Origin of the sequence: Flammeovirga pacifica (genome assembly GCF_000807855.2) — a bacterium.
GTDB classification, from domain to species: Bacteria; Bacteroidota; Bacteroidia; order Cytophagales; family Flammeovirgaceae; genus Flammeovirga; species Flammeovirga pacifica.
Map to the genome: position 1 here is coordinate 1,762,635 of NZ_JRYR02000001.1, position 20,389 is coordinate 1,783,023.

19 protein-coding genes are annotated in these 20,389 nt (G+C 31.7%); 14 read left to right on the forward strand and 5 right to left on the reverse strand.

What is annotated here, in order from left to right; genetic code table 11:
• Positions 1 to 94: 94 nt before the first annotated feature.
• Genes NH26_RS07100 through NH26_RS07115 form a run of 4 tightly spaced genes read left to right on the forward strand, consistent with a single transcriptional unit; the run spans position 95 to position 2,981 of the window.
• On the forward strand, positions 95 to 958 hold the full coding sequence (locus NH26_RS07100; RefSeq protein ID WP_044218548.1) for a hydroxymethylglutaryl-CoA lyase: 864 nt from the start codon (positions 95 to 97) through the stop codon (positions 956 to 958).
• Positions 958 to 1,671: a 2-phosphosulfolactate phosphatase gene (locus NH26_RS07105; RefSeq protein WP_044218545.1), complete on the forward strand. Its 714-nt coding sequence runs from the start codon at positions 958 to 960 to the stop codon at positions 1,669 to 1,671. Before NH26_RS07100 ends, NH26_RS07105 begins: the two co-directional genes overlap by 1 nt.
• The gene (smpB, locus tag NH26_RS07110; RefSeq protein WP_044218543.1) at positions 1,671 to 2,141 is read left to right on the forward strand and encodes an SsrA-binding protein SmpB; all 471 of its coding nucleotides are present in this window, start codon (positions 1,671 to 1,673) and stop codon (positions 2,139 to 2,141) included. Before NH26_RS07105 ends, smpB begins: the two co-directional genes overlap by 1 nt.
• Positions 2,142 to 2,153: 12 nt before the next feature.
• Positions 2,154 to 2,981 carry an aminotransferase class IV gene (locus NH26_RS07115; RefSeq protein ID WP_044218540.1) on the forward strand — a complete coding sequence of 276 codons (828 nt, stop codon included), beginning with the start codon at positions 2,154 to 2,156 and terminating at the stop codon, positions 2,979 to 2,981.
• Between the two features lie 71 nt (positions 2,982 to 3,052).
• On the opposite strand, the gene hisC is transcribed toward NH26_RS07115, so the two are convergent.
• Positions 3,053 to 4,114 (reverse strand): histidinol-phosphate transaminase, encoded by a 1,062-nt coding sequence (gene hisC, locus NH26_RS07120; protein WP_044218537.1) that lies wholly within the window; start codon positions 4,112 to 4,114, stop codon positions 3,053 to 3,055.
• 26 nt (positions 4,115 to 4,140) lie between these two features.
• Positions 4,141 to 5,064 carry a Kelch repeat-containing protein gene (locus NH26_RS07125; RefSeq protein ID WP_158021897.1) on the reverse strand — a complete coding sequence of 308 codons (924 nt, stop codon included), beginning with the start codon at positions 5,062 to 5,064 and terminating at the stop codon, positions 4,141 to 4,143.
• A 250-nt stretch (positions 5,065 to 5,314) separates the two neighbouring features.
• Between NH26_RS07125 and NH26_RS07130 the strand changes: the two genes are divergently transcribed.
• Positions 5,315 to 6,088 carry a TIGR01458 family HAD-type hydrolase gene (locus tag NH26_RS07130; RefSeq protein WP_044218533.1) on the forward strand — a complete coding sequence of 258 codons (774 nt, stop codon included), beginning with the start codon at positions 5,315 to 5,317 and terminating at the stop codon, positions 6,086 to 6,088.
• On the opposite strand, the gene NH26_RS07135 is transcribed toward NH26_RS07130, so the two are convergent.
• Positions 6,085 to 6,570: a SixA phosphatase family protein gene (locus tag NH26_RS07135; RefSeq protein WP_044218530.1), complete on the reverse strand. Its 486-nt coding sequence runs from the start codon at positions 6,568 to 6,570 to the stop codon at positions 6,085 to 6,087. The two genes, NH26_RS07130 and NH26_RS07135, sit on opposite strands and share 4 nt — an antisense overlap.
• Positions 6,571 to 6,836: 266 nt before the next feature.
• Between NH26_RS07135 and NH26_RS07140 the strand changes: the two genes are divergently transcribed.
• The 5 genes from NH26_RS07140 to pgeF all read left to right on the forward strand — a co-directional run bounded on the left by NH26_RS07140 (position 6,837) and on the right by pgeF (position 11,322).
• Complete coding sequence (locus NH26_RS07140; protein WP_044218527.1) at positions 6,837 to 7,076, forward strand: hypothetical protein; 240 nt, start codon at positions 6,837 to 6,839, stop codon at positions 7,074 to 7,076.
• A 70-nt stretch (positions 7,077 to 7,146) separates the two neighbouring features.
• Positions 7,147 to 9,012 carry an alpha-amylase family glycosyl hydrolase gene (locus NH26_RS07145; protein WP_071397106.1) on the forward strand — a complete coding sequence of 622 codons (1,866 nt, stop codon included), beginning with the start codon at positions 7,147 to 7,149 and terminating at the stop codon, positions 9,010 to 9,012.
• Between the two features lie 204 nt (positions 9,013 to 9,216).
• Positions 9,217 to 9,804 (forward strand): imidazole glycerol phosphate synthase subunit HisH, encoded by a 588-nt coding sequence (hisH, locus tag NH26_RS07150; RefSeq protein ID WP_044219395.1) that lies wholly within the window; start codon positions 9,217 to 9,219, stop codon positions 9,802 to 9,804.
• 1 nt (position 9,805) lies between these two features.
• A complete protein-coding gene (gene hisA / locus NH26_RS07155; protein WP_044218525.1) occupies positions 9,806 to 10,540 on the forward strand; it encodes a 1-(5-phosphoribosyl)-5-[(5-phosphoribosylamino)methylideneamino]imidazole-4-carboxamide isomerase in 735 nt (244 codons plus the stop codon).
• 2 nt (positions 10,541 to 10,542) lie between these two features.
• Positions 10,543 to 11,322, forward strand: a complete 780-nt coding sequence (pgeF, locus tag NH26_RS07160) for a peptidoglycan editing factor PgeF (RefSeq protein WP_044218522.1) — start codon at positions 10,543 to 10,545, stop codon at positions 11,320 to 11,322.
• On the opposite strand, the gene NH26_RS07165 is transcribed toward pgeF, so the two are convergent.
• Entirely contained in the window at positions 11,312 to 11,863 is a 552-nt protein-coding gene (locus NH26_RS07165; RefSeq protein WP_044218520.1) for an SRPBCC family protein, read from the reverse strand. The two genes, pgeF and NH26_RS07165, sit on opposite strands and share 11 nt — an antisense overlap.
• A gap of 128 nt (positions 11,864 to 11,991) precedes the next feature.
• On the opposite strand from NH26_RS07165, the gene NH26_RS07170 reads away from it, so the two are divergent.
• Both NH26_RS07170 and NH26_RS07175 read left to right on the forward strand, forming a co-directional pair.
• On the forward strand, positions 11,992 to 15,897 hold the full coding sequence (locus NH26_RS07170) for a CheR family methyltransferase (RefSeq protein WP_044218517.1): 3,906 nt from the start codon (positions 11,992 to 11,994) through the stop codon (positions 15,895 to 15,897).
• On the forward strand, positions 15,898 to 16,329 hold the full coding sequence (locus NH26_RS07175) for a BLUF domain-containing protein (RefSeq protein WP_044218514.1): 432 nt from the start codon (positions 15,898 to 15,900) through the stop codon (positions 16,327 to 16,329).
• A gap of 27 nt (positions 16,330 to 16,356) precedes the next feature.
• Here NH26_RS07175 and NH26_RS07180 read toward each other — a convergent pair whose 3' ends face one another.
• Positions 16,357 to 16,758, reverse strand: coding sequence for a response regulator (locus NH26_RS07180; RefSeq protein WP_044219393.1), 402 nt, complete (start codon positions 16,756 to 16,758; stop codon positions 16,357 to 16,359).
• Between the two features lie 126 nt (positions 16,759 to 16,884).
• Here NH26_RS07180 and NH26_RS07185 point away from each other — a divergent pair, with 126 nt between their 5' ends.
• Positions 16,885 to 18,864 (forward strand): BamA/TamA family outer membrane protein, encoded by a 1,980-nt coding sequence (locus tag NH26_RS07185; RefSeq protein ID WP_044218511.1) that lies wholly within the window; start codon positions 16,885 to 16,887, stop codon positions 18,862 to 18,864.
• 133 nt (positions 18,865 to 18,997) lie between these two features.
• Positions 18,998 to 20,374, forward strand: a complete 1,377-nt coding sequence (locus NH26_RS25380) for an alpha/beta fold hydrolase (protein ID WP_052431781.1) — start codon at positions 18,998 to 19,000, stop codon at positions 20,372 to 20,374.
• Positions 20,375 to 20,389: the final 15 nt, after the last annotated feature.

Sequence of the window (20,389 nt, forward strand, 5' to 3'; positions counted from 1 at the left end):
TATTGTATATTATATACAAATCAATTACATCACCCACTTTATTAAACAGAGTAGTTATCTAAACTCTACTAATTATTACGATATACTTTATTAAATGAGCCAAAACAACATTAAAATTATTGAATGTCCTAGGGATGCAATGCAAGGACTTTCCACATTTATACCCACTCAAATAAAAGTAGATTACATCAATTTATTACTAAAAGTAGGATTTCATACTTTAGACTTTGGGAGCTTTGTCTCTCCAAAAGCTATACCTCAGATGAGAGACTCCAAAGAAGTATTAGAAAAAATTGACTTATCAAGTAGTTCTACAAAACTATTAGCTATTGTTGCAAATTTAAGAGGGGCACAAGAAGCTGTTTCTTACCCTGAAATTTCCTATTTAGGGTTCCCTTTATCTGTATCAGAAACTTTTCAGAGGCGTAATACTAATAAATCTATTAATGAAGCTTTGTATAGTTTAAAAGAAATTGTTACACTTTGTAAAAGGCATGGAAAAAGTCCGGTAGTTTATTTATCTATGAGTTTCGGAAACCCTTATAATGAATACGTCCCTAAAGAAAGAGTCGTAGAACTAGCATTAAAATTAAGGGAAATGGGAGTCAAAATCATTTCATTTGCGGATACAATTGGAGCAGCAACCTTAAAAGATGTTGAAGAGATGTTTGAAAATGTCTCAAAAATATTGTCAGATACTGAATTGGGTGTACATTTGCATTGTCATCCTTCTGACGCCTATTCATTTGCTAAAACTGCTATAGATGTTGGTTGTAAAAGAATAGATTCTGCCTTGGGTGGATTAGGAGGGTGTCCGATGGCCAAAGACGACCTTACAGGTAATTTGGCTACTGAATCTTTAATTAAAGCATTAACGGAAACAACAACGCTTTCAGACACTTTAAACTTACATGTGTTAGAAGAAGCTAATGCGTTCCGAAGAAAATATATTGGATAATGATTAATATCGAAACCTGTCTTACACCTGAGATTCTTCACCTTCATCAACTTGAGGGGAAAATTGCTGTGGTTACAGATGTTTTGAGGGCAACATCTTGTATGGTTGCTGGTTTAAATGCAGGTGTTAAAAGTGTGATTCCTGTAAAAAAAGTAGAAGAAGCTTTAGCATATGCAGCTAAAGGATATGTTACTGCTGGAGAAAGAGGTGGTATTAAAGTAGAAGAATTTACTATTGGAAATTCTCCATACGAACATATGGAAGAGGCCTATCATGGTAAATCTATCTGTATGACTACTACCAACGGTACTGTAGCCATTGATGCCGCTAAAAAAACTGCGGATCAAGTGGTGATAGGTGCCTTATTAAATGTTACTGCTGTTGCTGATTATATCAAACAGCAAGAAAAAGACATTATAATAATTTGCGCTGGCTGGAAAGGTAATCCAAGTTTAGAAGATACTTTATTTGCTGGAGCTTTGATTCATCAATTAAAACATAGGAGTGAAATAACAGATGATGCCTCTTATATGGCTCTTTCTCAATATGAAGCTTCTAATAGCAACCTAACTGAGGTGATTTCAAAGAATGCTTCTCATGCAAAACGCTTAAGTGGATTAAAAGCACAAAATGATTTAGCTTTTTGTGCAAAAGAAGATTATTGCGATATATTACCTATTTTAACTGGAGACGAAATAACTATCAAAAAGTAATGGGTGGAAAAAAATTAGAAATAAAACAAAAAGTAAAGATAAAGAACCGTAAAGCTTCTCATGAATACATATTCATAGAAAAATTTGTAGCTGGTATATCTTTAAAAGGAACTGAAATAAAATCGATAAGAATGCAAAAAGTAAGCTTACAAGATGCTTTCTGTTTATTTGTCGGTCAAGAAATGATTATTAGAGCAATGCACATCGCTCCTTATGAAATGGGTGGTAGCTACAATAATCATGAAGCTAAAGCGGATAGAAAACTGTTATTAACCAAAAAAGAATTAGGGAAATTAGATCGTAAAATCAAAGAAAATGGTTTTACCGTTGTACCTACTCAATTGTTTATTAATGATAGAGGTCTTGCCAAAGTTGAAATCGCTTTAGCTAAAGGTAAAAAGTTATACGATAAACGTAATGACTTGAAAGAGAAAGATCAAAAAAGAGAAATTTCTAAAATGAAGTATTAGATTGATGTTCTTATGAATTACATTCTGCTTAATAAAGAAATTATAAAAACTAATAAATCGAATTTACCTATCACAGATCGTGGTTTCCAATTTGGCGATGGCCTTTTTGAAACTATGATTACCAAAGATGGTAACATCCGATTTTTAAGGGATCATCTAGATAGAATTTCCAAAGGACTTAAGGAACTTCAAATTAATGTCTTAGACGATTTACTCACTGTTGACTTTATTAATGATCAATTCAAAATTCTTAAAAAGAAAAATGGAATTGAAAAAGAAAGTCGAGTAAAATTAATTGTCTGGAGATCTGGTGGAGGACTATATACTCCATTGAGTAAAATGGGACATGTAGCATTATTAGTGCAAGATTATCAACCTAAAAAGGAAATTCATAACCTTAAGGTAGATTTTGCCACTACTGTTCAAGTCGCACCTAACCCGGTTTCTTCATGTAAGACATTATCGTCTCTTACCTATACACTTGCTGGGTTAGAAAAGCAAAAAAGAAAATTAGATGATCTTATCCTCATTAGTCAAGAAGGCTACCTTGCTGAAACTATTAGCGGCAACCTTTTTTGGATAAAAAATAAAGTGATTTTCACCCCTAAAATATCAGTGGGATGTGTTTCAGGAATTAGTAGAAAAAACATCATTGCTGATTTAGAGTCCAAAGGTTATAAAGTAAAAAGAGTATTTGCAAGAAAGGCAGACCTAGTTGATGCTGATGCAGTACTCACTACTAATGTAACTGGAGTATCAATGATTACTCAGATAGAAAATCAAAATTATAAATGTTTAGATGCATGGAGAAAAGTGTTTGAAACAGTTTACTACTATTAATCTCCTGTATTGAGTACAAAAAAGGCATTTGATAAAATCATCAAATGCCTTTTTTATATTTTATGGAATATTTATAATGCTTTAAAAGCAGTTATAAATTTATCATTTTCTTCTTTGGTGCCAATTGAGATTCTTAATCCCTCCTCGCATAATAAAACATTGGCTCTGTTACGTATCACAACGTTATTATCGATAAGTTTCTTATAATCTGAAGTAGCATTCTCAACTTGAATCAATAAGAAATTGGCATCGGAAGGGTAAATATTTTTTACTTGTGGAAGTTTTTCCAATTCCTCTTTCAATCTCGTTCTTTCATTAATCATAGTTTCCACCATTTCATCTACCTTATCCACATGGTCCAAACATTCTAATGCTTTTTCTTGTGTCAATTGATTGATATTATATGGAGGCTTGATAATATTGAAAATTCGAATGATTTCTTGTGAGGCAAACATCATCCCTAATCTTAAACCTGCCATTCCCCAAGCTTTTGAGAAAGTTTGAAGTACTATTAAGTTAGGATATTGAGATAATCTCTGTGAAAAGCTTTCTTGATCAGAAAAATCGATATAAGCTTCATCCACTACTACAAGCCCATTAAAATTATCTAATAGAGTTTCAATTTTATCAATTGACATACTATTACCAGTAGGATTATTTGGTGAACACACAAAAATAATTTTTGTGTACTCATCTATGGAATTTAATATTCCCTTAGTATCAAGATCTAATTCCTTTGTTAAAGGAACTTCTCTTAATTCTACATTATTTAAAGTGGCAGAAACTTGATACATCCCATAAGTTGGAGGTAAAATAATCACATTATCTTGACCTGCTTCAACAAATGCTCTAAATAATAAATCAATGGGTTCATCACTTCCATTTCCTAAAAAAATATTCTCTTTCGGAACATTCTTTACTACAGAAAGCTTTTCTTTTACCGCTCTTTGATAAGGATCCGGATATCTATTGTATTTTTCTCCAGTTGCAGTACCAAAAGGATTTTCATTAGCATCTAAAAAAACAAAATCGTCTGAGACTTCTTCAAATTCATCTCTAGCAGATGAATAAGGTTTCATAGTACGGATATGATCTCGTAATAGAGATGTCATATCAAATACAGAATTTTCCATAAGTAAAAAATGAAAAAGTTATGTTCTTAACCATTATTATTCTTCAAAACCTTTATCAGATCAAGCATATAAACTGTAGAAGAATAATTTGATTTTCCTGATGAGGTAGTTTTGATTCCGCCAAAAATAACTAATTTTTCTTTAGAAACAGTAGCTCCCATACCTCTTAAATCTCCAATATTGGTTTGATACCTTTTTAGACTACCTTTATTGGTGTCATAGATAAACAATTGGCGTTCGCTAAATAAGATGATGTAGTCTTTGTATTGAGTTACAGCAGCATCAACAATTGGCTCTGGTAACTTCCCCACTCTTACCCATCTATTTACCTTTATATTATACATGTAGATGTCGTCCAATTCTTGGTCACCTTTCCCTCCAAATGTATAAATTTTTCCATCTACAGCAGCTCCAAAAGTAACCATCTGAACAGGCATATTGGCCAGTTGTTTCCAGGTTTTCAACTTCGGATTATAGACATATAAAGTATTAGAATAAGTATCATCATCGATCATACCACCAAAAGAATAAACTTGATCTTTATAGGTAGTTAAGCTATTCTTATGAAGAGGTTCTGGGTTTTCTGAAACTGTATTGATGTTGGGAATTTTTGCATTGAAACTAACCTCTCTAACACTCTCATCAATATCAGAAAAAGAGGAAGCATCATTTTTTGCGTCGGTCCCATTTAGTAATAGTAAGGAGCCATTAGCTATAATACTATTAATGTTTTTCTCTGCGGTAATATTTATTGGCGTTAATTCATGCCAATTTTCCCTTTCAACATTAAATACAAGTATATTATCAAAATTCTTACCTTGTTTATTTTCTCCTCCAATCACAAAACTTGAAGATCCGTTACTGGTATAACCCATGTAGGCTCTTGGTTGAGGTAAAGGTGATGTTTTAGAAAATCTCAAAGAGGCATTCTCATATTCTCTAATATTCACAGATGCACAAGCATTGATTATCAGGAATAAAAACAGAAAAATATATTTTTGATATGTTGAATAACTTAATTTCATCAAAAGATTCACTATTATTATTACAAAAGTAACATATAGATAAGTAGTATCATTGTTTGAAAGTTTCAATTGATGTTATGTTTAGTTAAAAATAGATAGTTTGGATTATATCAACATAAACCACTACTCTATTTCTTACAAATAAATGAATATTAATACTTTGTGAAATATATAAATGAAAAACATTAAAGGTATACTTTGTGATTTAGATGGTGTTTTATACAACGATTCTATACTTATTGATGGTGTGATAGACAGTATCAATAATTTAAAAAATAAAGGGTATAAATTTCTTTTTGTTACAAATACTTCGGGAGTTACTTCTGATGAGTTATTCGATAGATTGACAAATATGGGAATACCCGTTCAAGATAATGAAATTTTGAGTCCGCCATTAGCCGCCTTTAATTATGTAAAGAACAAAGGTTACAAATCTGCTGAAGTACTTGGTGGGAATAGTATCAAAAAGTTATTCTATGATCATATCGAGGAAAATACAACTTCTCCTGAAGTGATTGTGATTGGTGATATTGGTAAAAACTGGGATTATCAACTCATGAATGATTTGTTCAATAAAATTTTGAATGGCAGTCATATTGTTGGATTACACAAAGGTAAATTTTGGAAAGCATCGGATGGGCTTAGAATTGATATAGGTGCATTTATCACAGGTTTAGAATACGCTACTACAAAACAAAGTGTGTGCATAGGAAAACCAGAAAAAGCTTTCTACGAAGCTGCAATTAATAAAATTGGTTTACCGCCAGAAAACTTACTCATGATAGGTGATGATATTGTTGGTGACATTCAAGGAGCTAAATCTGCAAATTTAACTGCTGTACAAGTTAAAACAGGAAAATATCGACAAGAATTAACCGAAAATTCTCCCGTTCCCCCAGATTATTTGATTCAAGATTTTAATGAATTAATACAGTTATTAGATCATTAAGCCCCAGTATATCTACTTAAAGTTTGCCCTGTTGCTTGCGATACCATACTCCATGAAGTGAAATCAAAACTGATTACGAGTGCGTCTGCAGGTGACAGGGGATTCAATGCTTCTCCAGTAAGATATTCTGCTAAAAATGTAAGCGTCGGGTTATGGCCTACAATCGCAAAACAATCTGCTTCATCAGAACGCTGATTGATAAAATCTAATAGCTTACCTACATTGGCACTGTAAAACGAACTTTCTTCAAAAGTTGCTTCCTCAGGGATGTCCAAAGTCTCTACCAATACTTGAGTGGTAGTTTTCGTACGTTCTGCATCAGAATAAAATACAATATCTGGAAGGTAAGCTCCTGTTTTCACTCTTTTGGCCATATGCATTGCTTGTGCATACCCCTGTTGAGTCAACATTCGATTTTTATCTTCCACCCCAAAATAGACAGATTCTGCCTCTGCATGTCTTATTAGTATTAGCGTTTTCATTTGGCTCCATTGTTAGTAATCAGAACAATTTACACAAAAAATTGATCTAAAAAAAGAGTATCTAATGCGATCTAATTTTTAGTATTTTTTTTATATCTGCAACATTAAAATTTAGAAACTATAACTCATTTAAATTAAAAAAATCCATCCAGAATAAATGAATTATAAGTCATTTCATTTTTATCATATAAGTTTTTCAAATCCGATTATTTTTATTTATTATTACAACATACGAATTTAAATTACCTATATAAATTATTCTATTTATGAATGAAATTGAAGAAATAATATTCAATGCAATAAAAAAAGATAAAGAATATTTAAATCAGCTTCGAAAGCAACTAAAAGATACTAACCCATTCACTGTAGCTGTACAGATGCAAGAAGATTTAAAAGATGTAGAATCTCATCGAGCTATTTATGATACTATTTTTTCTAAAGTAGATTTATATAAAATAGCACAATCACTAAATCAAAAACGCGCCTACAATAAAAAAGGCGAGTAATAAAATATCAACTCTCCCAAAGTGAATTTCTAAGGAGAGTTTTTTTATCCAAAAAATAAAATATACATCAATGAACATTAAAACACATCGGTTCTCCATTTTAGTTTTAGGTATTGTTTTAAGCTTTTTAATAGGCTGTTCATCGCAAAATAAACAGGACAAAAAAAAATTGAAGCATTTATATGATATATCTAGCTCTACCGAAACAATAGAAGACCATAAAATAGTCGTTTATCAAATGATGACTCGATTATTTGGCAACACCAATACCACCAATAAACCTTGGGGGACTCTAAAAGAAAATGGAGTGGGTAAATTTAACGACATTAATGAAAATGCATTAAAAGGGATTAAAGACCTAGGAGCTACTCACGTTTGGTACACAGGAGTAATTGAACACGCTGTGATTACTGATTACAGAAAAAATGGTATTAGACTAGACGATGCTGATGTTGTAAAAGGCAGAGCAGGATCTCCTTATGCCATCAAAGATTATTATGATGTTAACCCTGACATGTCTGTAAATGTTGATCAAAGATTAGAAGAATTTGAAGCATTAATCAAAAGAACTCATGATCAAGATTTAAAAGTTATTATTGATTTTGTTCCTAACCATGTTGCTAGAGAATATTATTCAGATAAAAAACCAAAAGGAGTTAAAGATTTAGGCGAAGGTGATAATCTGAAAAAAGGATTTGCCCCTAATAATAACTTTTACTACCTCCCTAACGAATCGTTTGTGGTTCCTCAAGATTATAAACCTTTAGGGGGAGATAAATTTCCTCTTGCAGATGGTAAGTTTAAAGAAGTACCTGCTAAAGTTTCTGGAAATGGTGCTGTTACCCCTACTCCATCAGTAAATGATTGGTTTGAAACCGTTCGTTTAAATTATGGTGTCAATCACCTTTCTGAAAATGGAGAAAAAGTATTTAACATTGATGGCGATGTACCATCAACATGGAAAAAGACGTTAGCCATACTTTCGTATTGGGCAGAAAAAGGGGTAGATGGATTCCGTTGTGATATGGCTGAAATGGTACCCGTAGAATATTGGGGATGGATGATTCCTCAGATTAAAAAAATCAATCCTAATATCCGATTTATCGCTGAGGTTTATAATCCAAAAGAATATAAAAACTATATCTTCAACGGTAAATTCGATTACTTATATGACAAAGTAGGCGTTTATGATACTTTACGTGCTGTTATGGAAAACAGAGAAGGATCATCTTTAGCTCATCTTACTAAAGTCTGGAAAGATATGGATGGCTTTAACAATCATATGCTCCGATTCTTAGAAAATCATGATGAGCAACGTATTGCCTCTAAGGAGTTCTCTAACGATCCTATATTAGGCGTTCCAGGTATGGCTGTAAGTGCTGCCTTAGGAAGCGGCCCTGTGATGGTTTATTTTGGTCAGGAAGTTGGCGAACCAGGTGCTGGAAAATCAGGATTTAGTGGAAACGACGGAAGAACAACAATTTTTGATTATTGGGGTGTCCCAGAACATCAAAAATGGGTAAATAATCATTTATATGATGGTGGACAGTTATCTTCAGAGCAACGTACTCTTCGTAAAAAGTATAAAGATATTTTAAAATCAGTCCAACAAAGTGATGCTTTCCGTAAAGGAAACTTAATTGATTTACAACAATTTAATATCACTAATGCCCACTATAATTCTGATAAAATATATAGTTTCATCAGATATTATGGAGATGAATCAATACTTGTTTTAGCTAATTTTTCTAATAAAAAAGATCAATTAGAATTGATTATTCCTCAAATTGTTACTGATAAATTAAACTTGTCCTCTGAAATAAAAGGTAAAGATTTATTATCAGGTCAGACAATAAACATATCAATTGATAAAGCCAACGAAAGCGGTATTCCTCTTTCAATTGAACCTTATCAGGCTTTATACCTTGCTTTATAGGCTGATTAATTAATAATTATATCATTCAAACAGTTTATTTATGAAAATCTCATCATAAGTAAACTGTTTTTTTATGAAATTAATGACTGATTTTTTCATTCTATAGAAAGAATCGTAATTTTGATCTTTCAAGAACAATCTTCAACTAAGAAAAGAGATTCGTTCATCAATTATGCTGAAAAGCGTCATTTTAATAGCGAAACGATGAAAGTTGCTATCATTAAATACAATGCGGGAAATGTGCAATCTGTAAGATACGCTTTACAACGCATAGGTATTGACCCTATTCTAACAGACCAAAAAGAGGAAATCCTATCTGCTGATAAAGTGATTTTCCCAGGAGTTGGCGAAGCAAAGTCGGCAATGGATTATCTAAAAGCTAGAAATTTAGATACACTGATAAAAGAGTTAAAGCAACCCACTTTAGGTATATGCTTGGGACTTCAACTTATGTGTCAACATTCAGAAGAAAGAGATACTGAGTGCCTTGGCATATTTGACACTCATGTCAAAAAGTTTGAAAGTGACAGCTTAAAAGTACCTCATATGGGGTGGAATAACATCCATGATTTAAAAACACCCTTATATAAAGGTTTGAACGATGATGACTATGTGTACTATGTACATAGTTTTTATGCTGAATTATGTGAAGAAACTATTGCGGTAACAGATTATGTGCATCCATATAGTGCCTCTTTACACAAAAACAATTTTTATGCTGCCCAGTTTCACCCTGAGAAAAGTGGTGATGTAGGCCAAAAAATTATCCAAAACTTTATTTCAGAGTGCTAATATGAGTAAGAGATTAGAAATTATTCCAGCAATAGATTTGATAGATGGTCAACTTGTTAGACTTTCTCAAGGTGATTATGCTCAAAAAACAGTGTATGCCAAAGATCCATTAGATATTGCAAAACAATTTGAAGATGCTGGTATCACAAGATTACATTTGGTGGATTTAGATGGTGCTAAAGTAAAAAAAGTGGTGAATTACCCTGTTCTTGAAAGAATAGTATCCAATACCAATTTAATCGTCGATTTTGGAGGAGGTATTCAATCTGATGAGGATTTACAAAAAGTATTTGATCATGGTGCAGCCATGGTTACTTGTGGTTCTATTGCTGTAAAATCACAAGATAAATTTGTAAGTTGGATTGAAAAATTCGGTGCAGAAAGAATGATTTTAGCAGCTGATGCAAAAGATAAAAAAATTGCAGTTAGTGGATGGCAAGAAGACAGTCAACTTCCTTTGTTTGACTTTTTGAAAAACTATACAGATAAAGGAATCACTAAAGTACTTTGTACTGATATTTCTAAAGACGGTATGATGCAAGGCCCTAATACAGCTTTATATCAAGAAATTATTCAAGAATTCCCCGAAATGGAACTTATCGCCAGTGGTGGTGTAAGTAAGTTTGACGATTTAGTGAAATTAGATCAAGAAGGGATTCCTGCCGTTGTAGTAGGAAAAGCTATCTACGAAGGTACTATTAGTATTGAGCAGATTTATAAACATAATAGTCAATAAATATGATCCCTACACTGTCTTTTGATTTACTGAATAAACATGGTGTGCATCACTTTATCACTACTAGAAAAGGTGGTGTAAGTCAGCCTCCCTTTGATGAATTAAATCTTGGGAATAAAAAGTACGACAAAACAGAAGATGTAAATCAGAATCGAAAGATAGTACAACTACATTTAGGTGGTCATCATCTATTTATTGGAGATCAACAACACACGAATACAATTGGTGTTGTTAAAGAAGATAATCTGGAGGACTTGATATCAAGTCCTCTTCCTTTTCCAGCAACAGATGGCTTAATTACAAATGTAAAAGGGATTGGGTTACTTACCTTAGCAGCTGATTGCACTCCCATTTTACTATTTGATCCTATCAAAAAAGTAATTGGTGCTGTACACTCCGGATGGAAAGGTACGGAGCTAAAAATATTGACCAAAGCCATCCAAAAAATGCAAACTACTTTCGATGTGGACTCTACCTCATTAATTGTTTGCTTTGGCCCATTTATCAAAAAAGAAACCTATGAAATTGGTCTTGATGTAGCTCAGTTATTTGAAGCTGCATATCCTAAAAATAAAGACCAAATATTATTACCTCATCCAAACTCAGAAAAACAATATTTAGATATCACTACTTGTCAGAAAATCCAATGTGATGACATGGGGATAAAAAGCTCAAATATTGAATTTATGCCTTACAATACTTTTACAGATAAACGATTTTATTCGGCAAGACAAGCTTCTCCTAATCAAACAGGTAGATTTGGCGGTGCTATTATTCTATAGTTTCACCATTTTCAACAGTAAATTTCAACTGTTCTAAAGCCAATTGATACTGTGCTCCAATTTTCGTTTCATAATCAGACATGAATGCAATCACTCTTGCAGCTAATTGATACCCAAAATCCCCTTTCTCTTGCCAAGTAACTACGCATCCGTTTTGGTTAGATTGAATATCAAAGGCTATATCAGAAGTAAAAGCTCCATCATTTGTTGTCATTTGAAGAACAACTTTGTCAAAGGGTTCAGATGCTAATATTCTCAAATCAGCCTTACTCCCACTATAATTCAACCATGAATGAGTTGCACCTACTCCCTCGTCAGGCCCGGTAAAAGTTGGCGATAATCTTTGTACATCATTATCGGTCATAAATGCCCATTTATCCCAATTTCGTAGATTATTAATCTCAGGGAAGATTTTATCGGCTTTTGATTTAATTATTATTTTCTGATTAACATGATATGTTGAGGGTAATAATAATGCTCCTCCAGTAATTAAAAATAAAGCAGTAAATACACCTAGTGAGAAAAAACGTAAGATTTTCATTCAATAAAATTTGTTTGATTGCAAAGCTAACAAGGTAATAAATGATATGAAATTTAGATGATCATTTTATTTAATGAGTTTGCTAATTTTTTTTATGTATTTTTATAAAAATATATATTACTGATAGAATGGATCCAAAATTTATCGTAGCCATAGGAGCTTCCGCTGGTGGACTAGAAGCACTTAATCATCTTTTTGATAAGATTAAAGATAAAACAGACATGTGTTTTATTATTGTCCAGCACCTCTCTATGGAGCATAAAAGCTTAATGCCAGAGCTATTACAAAAGGTGACAAAAATACCAATAATTGAAGTAAACAAAAACCATGTATTAAAGCGAAATCATATTTATTTAATCAATAATCACACTACTCTGAGTATTGAGAAAAATATGATTATTGTAAAAGAAAAGCTTGCAGGTAAAAATAAGCTTTCTTATCCCATAAATATTTTATTTAAGAGCTTAGCAGAGACTTACAAAGAAAAAGCTATTGGTATTATTTTATCCGGTACAGGAAGTGATGGTACAGAAGGATTAAGACACATCAGTAATAATAAAGGGATCTCCATAGTACAACATCCTGATTCTGCTAAATTTAATGGCATGCCTTTCTCGGCAATCCAAACAAATGAAATTGATTTTGTTTCTAATATTGAAGATCTACCTCAGATTTTAGAATTCATATCAACAGAAGGATTAAATAGTAATAACGTCAATGGGTTTAAGGTTCTAGACAATATTATCAATTTAGTTAGTGCAAAGACAGAAATAAATTTCCACTTCTATAAAACACAAACGCTTTATAGAAGAATTTTAAAAATGATGGAATTACAAAATTTCAATTCCATTGAAAAATACTTCTATCATTTAAACAATCACTCTGGAGAAATACATCAGCTAGCCAATAGCTTCCTTATTGGAGTTACCTCATTCTTTAGAGATAATGATGAATGGCAATTTGTGAAATCTACTATTGTTCCTGATATAATAAAGGAAAAAGATATTATTAGGATTTGGTCTCTAGGTTGTAGTACAGGCCAAGAAGCATATACCATAGCTATTTTAGTTTTAGAAGAATTAGAAAAGCAAAATATCTCAAAAGAAATCAAAATATTTGCTACTGATTTAAATGAAAAAGCAGTACAATATGCATCAGAAGGGACCTATCTCTCTAAAGAAATTGAAACATTACCCACTCATTACCTAGATAAATATTTCATAAAAAATGGAGATAACTATACTGTTAAAGAAAATATCAGAAGCATTATTACATTTGTAAAACATGATATTTTAGAAACACCTCCCTTTTTAAATATTGATTTAATTACTTGTAGGAATCTTCTGATTTACCTTAAGAAAGAATATCAATTTAAGATTCTAAATACAATAAAGTTCTCATTAAACAAGGGTGGATATTTATTTTTAGGACCATCTGAAAAGAACTTCTCAGACAAATTTTTAAAAGAACTAGATATAAAGAAGAAATTCTTTAAGCTATCAGAAGACTTCAAAGCTATCGATATGGATCATAAACATCGTTTTGATAATCAGAAAATAATTTTTAATCGCAAACCAATAAACAAACCATCCAATAATATCTATCAACATGATGATTTGGAGAAAAAGTTGATTCAATTTTTCTGTGAACCATTAATTGTGTTTGATTTAGATGAAAACATCACGTATTCAACTAGAGAAACAGGTAAGTTTCTCAACTTCCCTCAGAAAGAACTAGTATTAAAAGAAGTTTTTGAATTTGAGGTGTACATTGATATCATCAGAGAGCTAAAAAAGGTAAAAAAAGATGGTAATAGTCGTAAACTAAAAAATATCTCTTTCGAGCATGTTACAGCAGATTTAAGATCTGACCTAATTATCCGAAAATTCCTCACTAATAAAGCTGATGAATTATATATTATCGAGTTTAAACCCGATAATCAAGTAAAGAAAGATGAGATTTTAGAACAAGATAATACTATTCAAAATCTCAAAGATGAAATAAAAAGTCTTCATTTAGAACTCAAAAATGCTAGAAAAAAATTAGAAAGTATTAATGAGAATTATCAAATAAACAACGAAGAACTGATGTCTTCTAACGAAGAGTTACAAAGTAGTAACGAAGAGCTTCAGTCAGTGAATGAAGAATTATATACAGTCAATCAAGAGTACAAAGAAAAGTTGACAGAGATTTCTGTATTAAACAACGACTTTTTCAACTTATTTAGGTCTGCTGGCATTGCCAGTTTGTATCTTGACAATGACATGAAAATAAGAAGAATTGCTCCAAATGCAAGTGACTTCTTTGGTATTGAAAATGAAGATTTAGGTAGAAGTATTCTTCAGTTTAATACCTTTTTTGAGATAGATGTTAGTCTATATCAGTCTATTGATAATTCTGTAAAAGCTAACAAAATTCAAGAACAAGAAATTTCTGATAAGGATGGTAAAAAATATCTATTAAGAGTTTCTCCTTGTAGGGATAAAAATAATAATCCTGATGGTATTATTTTATCATTTATTCCTATATCAGATTTCAACCCCACCAAAAGACTTATTAGCAAAAATAATAAGTTAGATGAAGCATTAAGAAAACAAACAATAGTACTAGAGGGCCTAGGTTATTCCACTTGGCATTGGGAGTCAAAATCAAAGAAACTAATTGTTGAACATCAAGAATTTGATGTGTCAACATTAGCTAATTTCCCGGATTTCTTTCTTGAATACTATAAGAGTTCAATTATCAATAAGTATAAGACAACTCTTAATGATAAGTTGGAAGATTGTTTGAAGTATGGGAAAGAATTCAATTTAACCATACCTCTGTTAGACCGTACAATAGAATTCAAGTGTTATCCATCGCACGATGGTCATACAATTATTGGTTTATATGGTACCTGCAAAGACATAACAGAACAGTTTAAACAAAATCTTAACCTTACAAGGTTGTCTCAAACATATTTGGAATTAATGGATCTTGGTCATTTTGGTACTATTAGTATTCCTAATATCAAAAAGGAAGAGATTGCATTTAATGATACACTAATAAATTGGTTAAAGGTAGATTCTTCAAAATTTGACTGTACCATTGAAAACTTATTTCAATTGGTGCATCAAGATGACAAACATCTATTATTTGATTTATTAAAAGCCAATAAAAAGACTTTTGATATTATTATTCGTGTATCAAATCTTAAAAATGAAAACCTATTTTTAAGGTTAGCAGGACGTATTAAAAAAGTAAATAATATTAATTCTTTACTTTGTATTGTTTTAGATATTACTGATAATAAAGCATTAGAATTCCAATGGAATGAAACTGTAAATTTGGCTGAAAAAACGGCACAGACTTTAGCGGTACAGAACGAACAATTAGAAAGCTACACTTACATAGCTTCTCACAATATTCGCTCTCCTCTTTCCAACCTTTTGGCTTTAATGGAATTGTACCATAATGAGGAAGAAAGTATTGAAAAAGAAAAGTATATCACGCTTTTTGAAAAAGCACTTGCTCAATTAGAGAAAACCGTCAATAATTTAACTGACGCCATTAAAGTGCAACAAAAAACAAGTTTAGAAAGAACTGAAATTAACATCAAAGATGAATTAATGAAAGTTTTGGATATCTTGTCTGGAAACATGAAAAAGCATGGTGTTTTAATTAGTTTAGATATTGAAAGAGGTTTAAACTTTAAATACCCTGAAGAATATTTAAAAAGCATTTTCTTAAATTTATTAAGTAATGCCATAAAGTATCGATCAGAAGAACGTTTACCTAAAATACTTGTTGAAGCTTATCTTGATAAAAATTCAATAATTATAACAATAGAAGATAATGGTATTGGTATTGATCTGAAAAAATTCGGGCAACGCATCTTTGGTATGAACCAAACATTCCACAAAAATGAAGACGCAAGAGGACTTGGTTTATTCCTTACAAAAACTCAAATTGAGGCTACTGGAGGAACAATTAATGTAGATTCAAAAATTGACCAAGGCACTAAATTCACTATCCAAATTCCTAAAGAAAAATAAATGATATACTCTTATATATATAGTAGTAAAACAAATAAAGCATTTACTTTGGAAGAACTCCTAGTTTTACAAAAAGAGGCTGCTACAAAAAATAAAGAGCATGATGTTACTGGTTACCTTACCTTCAAAAATGATATTTTTTTTCAATACATTGAAGGGCCTGAAAAGGAAATCAAACAGCTAATAAAAAACATCGAAAATGACCACAGACATGGAATTAGCAATAGTTTTATTCTTCCTGTTAGAGAAGAGAGAGTGTTTGGTGGTTGGAGTATGAGATATATAGATTTTAATAGTCTAGTTGAAATAGGATTCCATGAACTCTTAGAAACCGTTTTCTTCACAATAGATAATCAATTATTTTCTAATCAAGAAGTAGCTAAAAAAATAAATAGGATGCTTCTGAAAATAGCAGACAATATTAACGACTAAAAAAAAGAGTACCTAGGTACTCTTTTTTTACACCTTTTCTTTTATATCCGCAAGGCAATAAAGAATCTTACTTTTAGATAAAGGTTTTTCTATATAATCAGTTACTAACGGATGTATTAATGCTCTTTCTTTATCTTTAGGATGAATAGAGGAACTTAAAATAAATACTTTTTCATAACTATAAGTCTTTGAAGATTTTAGTAATTCATCTAAAACTTGCCAACCATCCATTCCTGGCATATTTAAATCCAAAAATAAAATGTTTTCATGAGTTTTTGTGCATGAAGGGTCTTGTAGAAGAAAGTCATCACCACTATTAAAAAAGTATTTAGGTAAATCTCTTGTTTCTTCTAAAGATGATGTGATAATTTTGACAATGTCAATCAAGAGATCATCATCATCAACAAAAATTAGTCTTTTGGTGTACATAGCTATAGTTCTTGTGTTAATAGAATCTACAATATTTTTCCAAAAAAAACACTCAATTCTCCAACAAATCATTCACATTATTAGAATTTTACTAACTTTGACCCTACTTAAGATCAAGTTTTTTGAATGAATAAGCCGTTTAACAGATCATTCTATCTCACTATTTTACTTTTCTGTATCACCTTATCTACACTTTTAGGCCAAGAAAGTGATTCAGTGATTTATCAGAAAATTCAAATCAAAGCATTTGTACCCATTGTCATTGGTGATTCTACGTACACGTCTCTTAAGGATACTATTATTTATGTTCAAAAACAGCAGATTGAAACCTATGATTCAGCTGCAATTTTAAAATCTGAAAATTTTTATAATTCTTTACAAGAAGCCCTAGAGAAAAGAAGACTGACTAAAGAGCTTTCCAATTTTTTACTAGTCAATCGAAAGAAGAATAATAAAGAAGATCAAAACCATAGTACAATTTCTGAAGGAATGTGCTTTGAAAATAAGATAGTAAGAAGTATTAATTATATTCGATTATACCCTTTTGGAGGAGATGTAAAAGACCCTTATCCTGAAACAGCCTCTCCTGTTGGTCATTATGCAAATGGTGTTCATAACAAAACCAAAGAACAAGTCATTCGTAAAAACATCCTTTTTAAAGAAGGTGATGTAATCAATGATTTTGATTTATCGGAAAGTGAGCGTATTCTACGTGCTTTACCTTTTATTAAAGATGCCGAAATATATGCTTGTGATCTCCCCAATAATGAAATTGACATCTATGTTGTATCAAAAGATCAATGGACTATAGGAGCAAAGTTTGATACCTACTTTGGTGATTATGGCGCTGGTTTATACAATACCAACTTTTTGGGAATGGGTCAATATGTATATGTTGGAGGCATTCTTCAGCCTAATGCACCAACCCCTATTGGCTTTGATGTAGAATATAGATATAATAACATTGGAGGATCATTTATTGATGTAATTGCGGATTTTACAGACAGTGATCAAGAATCTTATTATGGCATAGGAACAGTTAAAGATTTTGTTTCTTCTTCCACAAAGTGGGCGGGAGAATTATCCTATGAAAATGTTCGACAAACTTTTGGGTACACCACTTCTGATAGTGCTTTTATTCCCGAAACAGAAAACCCGGAAAGGTTTTGGGAACCACATAAATATGAAAAAGTTTATGCTTGGGCAGGTAAATCGGTTAGAATTGATCCGAAAAAAAATAGAAACATCACTTTGATTATGGGACGGTACCGTGAACAATTTTCTTCGAGACCTTCTCAAACCTCAAAAGACACTTTATATAGATATCAAGATAAAACTCATTACATAGGGTCCTTAACTTACAATCAAAGAAATTATAGAAAAATAAGTTACTTACAAGGCTTCGGTCGTAATGAGGATGTACCTAATGGGTGGCTTTTTAAATCGACATTCGGTTTGGAACAAAATGAATTTTTTGATGAAAATCGACCATACATAGGATTTAGAGGTGATTATGGTAAATTTACTCCCTGGGGATATTTCAGATTTAATTATGAATTTGGTCAATTTATTCAAAGTGAGTACAAACAACAAGTACAAGATCTTGGAATTCATTATTTCACTAATCTTTGGGCAGTAAAAAGAAACTATGTCCGTATATTTTTAGATTGGAATTTAACAAAAGGGAGTGACCTCATACCTGGTCAATATTTATATTTTATTAGTGATGATATTTTTAGTAATTATAATATCAATGTAAATACTAAAAGAGGAACAAGAAGGTCACAGTTAAAACAAGAATTTGTTTGGTTTACCCCATGGTATTTTTATGGTTTTAAATTTGCCTTTTATCAGCATTTTGAAGTAGGCTTCTTATTAGACGAGGAAGATGTTTCTATTTCTAGGGATCAAACTTTTACTAGTTTTGGTGGTGGTATTAGAACCAGAAATGAAAACCTTGTTTTTAATACCATTAGTTTAGATTTTAAATTATATCCAAATACACCTGATGGTCGATCTAATTATCAAATATCAGTTTCTACGTCTATACAATTACCTCTATTCGATTTTAAGCCATCACGACCTCAATTTATTCCTTTTGAATAGTCTAGAATTAAGATAAAAACGTATATTCACTCTCAATTATGAGCCTTTTAGGCTTCACCACTTATTCACCTTATGTCGAATAAAAATAATATTTGCGACAAAGGCTTTTTGAATAACAAAACCACTTTTAAAAATGGCAGTTGATATTTTTAAAAAATATACCAACGAACAGTCTAAATTTCTTGAAATTGATGGTTTAAATGTTCATTACCGTATTGAAGGGGAAGGTTTCCCTATTGTATTATTTCATGGCACTTTCGCTTCTCTACATACTTGGGATCGATGGACTGAAGTATTATCAAAAAAATATAAAGTAATACGTTTAGATATACCCGGTTTTGGGTTAACAGGGCCACGTCCAGACCGTTCTTATTCAATAGAAATTTATCTGAAATTTTTCGAATCATTTTTCAAAAAATTAGATATAAAGAAATTCTACCTTGCAGGTTCATCTTTAGGAGGATGGCTAGCTTGGGAGTATGCATTTAGGTTTAAACAACAAGTAAGAAGGTTAGTTTTATTAGATGCAGCTGGGTTTAATGATAGAGATTCAATTCCATTATTATTTAAACTAGTACAGAATCCTATTCTGAAAGAATTCAAAATGTTTCATGGGGTGGCAGAATATTTAAACACACCAAAAACGATTATTGAGTTCTTTCTTAAAAATGCTTATGGTAATTCTAAAAGGATTGAACCTACAACCACTTCTAGATACCATGAAATGTTTACTAGAAAAGGGAATAAGGAAGCATTTCTAAATATCGCAACAAGTTCTAATGTTGATCATTCTGATCATCTAAAGGATCTAGACACGCCCACATTAATTTTATGGGGTGAGAAAGACCGATGGATACCTCTGGCTAATGCCTATAAATTTGATTTTAACTTGCCAAATTCTTCCCTCATTATATATGAAGGTGTTGGGCATGTTCCTATGGAGGAAATTCCTGATAAATCTGCGAATGATGTTATTCATTTTTTAGAAAATGAGTCTTTAGATAGTGGAGCCAACATTAAAACATCTAACCTTTGTGATAGACACCCTAAAGAAGTGACTATCGGAAGACCTTTTTATTTAGAAAGTATCAGCCAGAAAAAATCTTTCCATGGTCAAGTAGTTTGTTTCAAAACTAACAATCCAGAAATGATTTTAGAGAGGATTGAAGAAGAAAATGGTAAAGGTCGTGTACTAGTGGTTGACTGGGAATCTGATTCTCCTGATGCATTAATTGACGATGATTTAGCTTTTGCATTGCTACATCAAGAATGGGAAGGTATTGTCTCTAATGCCAATTTTAGACACAAAGAAACCATTTCAAAATTACGAGTGGGTATTGTTGGTAAACACCCTTACCCCAAAAAAGCTACTCTTGAAACCGAAGCTATCGAAATTCATTATCATGCCGAAGTTGCTGGTGTTGAGTTTGTAGACGGAGATTTTGTTTATGTAGACGAAGATGGAATTGTAGCAAGTAAGAAGAACTTGATTGAATGGGAGAAGAAGTAATAAGAAATTACTAAA

Bases quoted from the DNA above. Each gene is read 5' to 3' on its own strand.
- NH26_RS07100 (WP_044218548.1), top strand. From the start codon at position 95: ATGAGCCAAAACAACATTAAAATTATTGAATGTCCTAGGGATGCAATG.
- NH26_RS07105 (WP_044218545.1), top strand. From the start codon at position 958: ATGATTAATATCGAAACCTGTCTTACACCTGAGATTCTTCACCTTCAT.
- smpB (WP_044218543.1), top strand. From the start codon at position 1,671: ATGGGTGGAAAAAAATTAGAAATAAAACAAAAAGTAAAGATAAAGAAC.
- NH26_RS07115 (WP_044218540.1), top strand. From the start codon at position 2,154: ATGAATTACATTCTGCTTAATAAAGAAATTATAAAAACTAATAAATCG.
- hisC (WP_044218537.1), bottom strand. From the start codon at position 4,114: ATGGAAAATTCTGTATTTGATATGACATCTCTATTACGAGATCATATC.
- NH26_RS07130 (WP_044218533.1), top strand. From the start codon at position 5,315: ATGAAAAACATTAAAGGTATACTTTGTGATTTAGATGGTGTTTTATAC.
- NH26_RS07135 (WP_044218530.1), bottom strand. From the start codon at position 6,570: ATGAAAACGCTAATACTAATAAGACATGCAGAGGCAGAATCTGTCTAT.
- NH26_RS07140 (WP_044218527.1), top strand. From the start codon at position 6,837: ATGAATGAAATTGAAGAAATAATATTCAATGCAATAAAAAAAGATAAA.
- NH26_RS07145 (WP_071397106.1), top strand. From the start codon at position 7,147: ATGAACATTAAAACACATCGGTTCTCCATTTTAGTTTTAGGTATTGTT.
- hisH (WP_044219395.1), top strand. From the start codon at position 9,217: ATGAAAGTTGCTATCATTAAATACAATGCGGGAAATGTGCAATCTGTA.
- hisA (WP_044218525.1), top strand. From the start codon at position 9,806: ATGAGTAAGAGATTAGAAATTATTCCAGCAATAGATTTGATAGATGGT.
- pgeF (WP_044218522.1), top strand. From the start codon at position 10,543: ATGATCCCTACACTGTCTTTTGATTTACTGAATAAACATGGTGTGCAT.
- NH26_RS07165 (WP_044218520.1), bottom strand. From the start codon at position 11,863: ATGAAAATCTTACGTTTTTTCTCACTAGGTGTATTTACTGCTTTATTT.
- NH26_RS07170 (WP_044218517.1), top strand. From the start codon at position 11,992: ATGGATCCAAAATTTATCGTAGCCATAGGAGCTTCCGCTGGTGGACTA.
- NH26_RS07175 (WP_044218514.1), top strand. From the start codon at position 15,898: ATGATATACTCTTATATATATAGTAGTAAAACAAATAAAGCATTTACT.
- NH26_RS07180 (WP_044219393.1), bottom strand. From the start codon at position 16,758: ATGTACACCAAAAGACTAATTTTTGTTGATGATGATGATCTCTTGATT.
- NH26_RS07185 (WP_044218511.1), top strand. From the start codon at position 16,885: ATGAATAAGCCGTTTAACAGATCATTCTATCTCACTATTTTACTTTTC.
- NH26_RS25380 (WP_052431781.1), top strand. From the start codon at position 18,998: ATGGCAGTTGATATTTTTAAAAAATATACCAACGAACAGTCTAAATTT.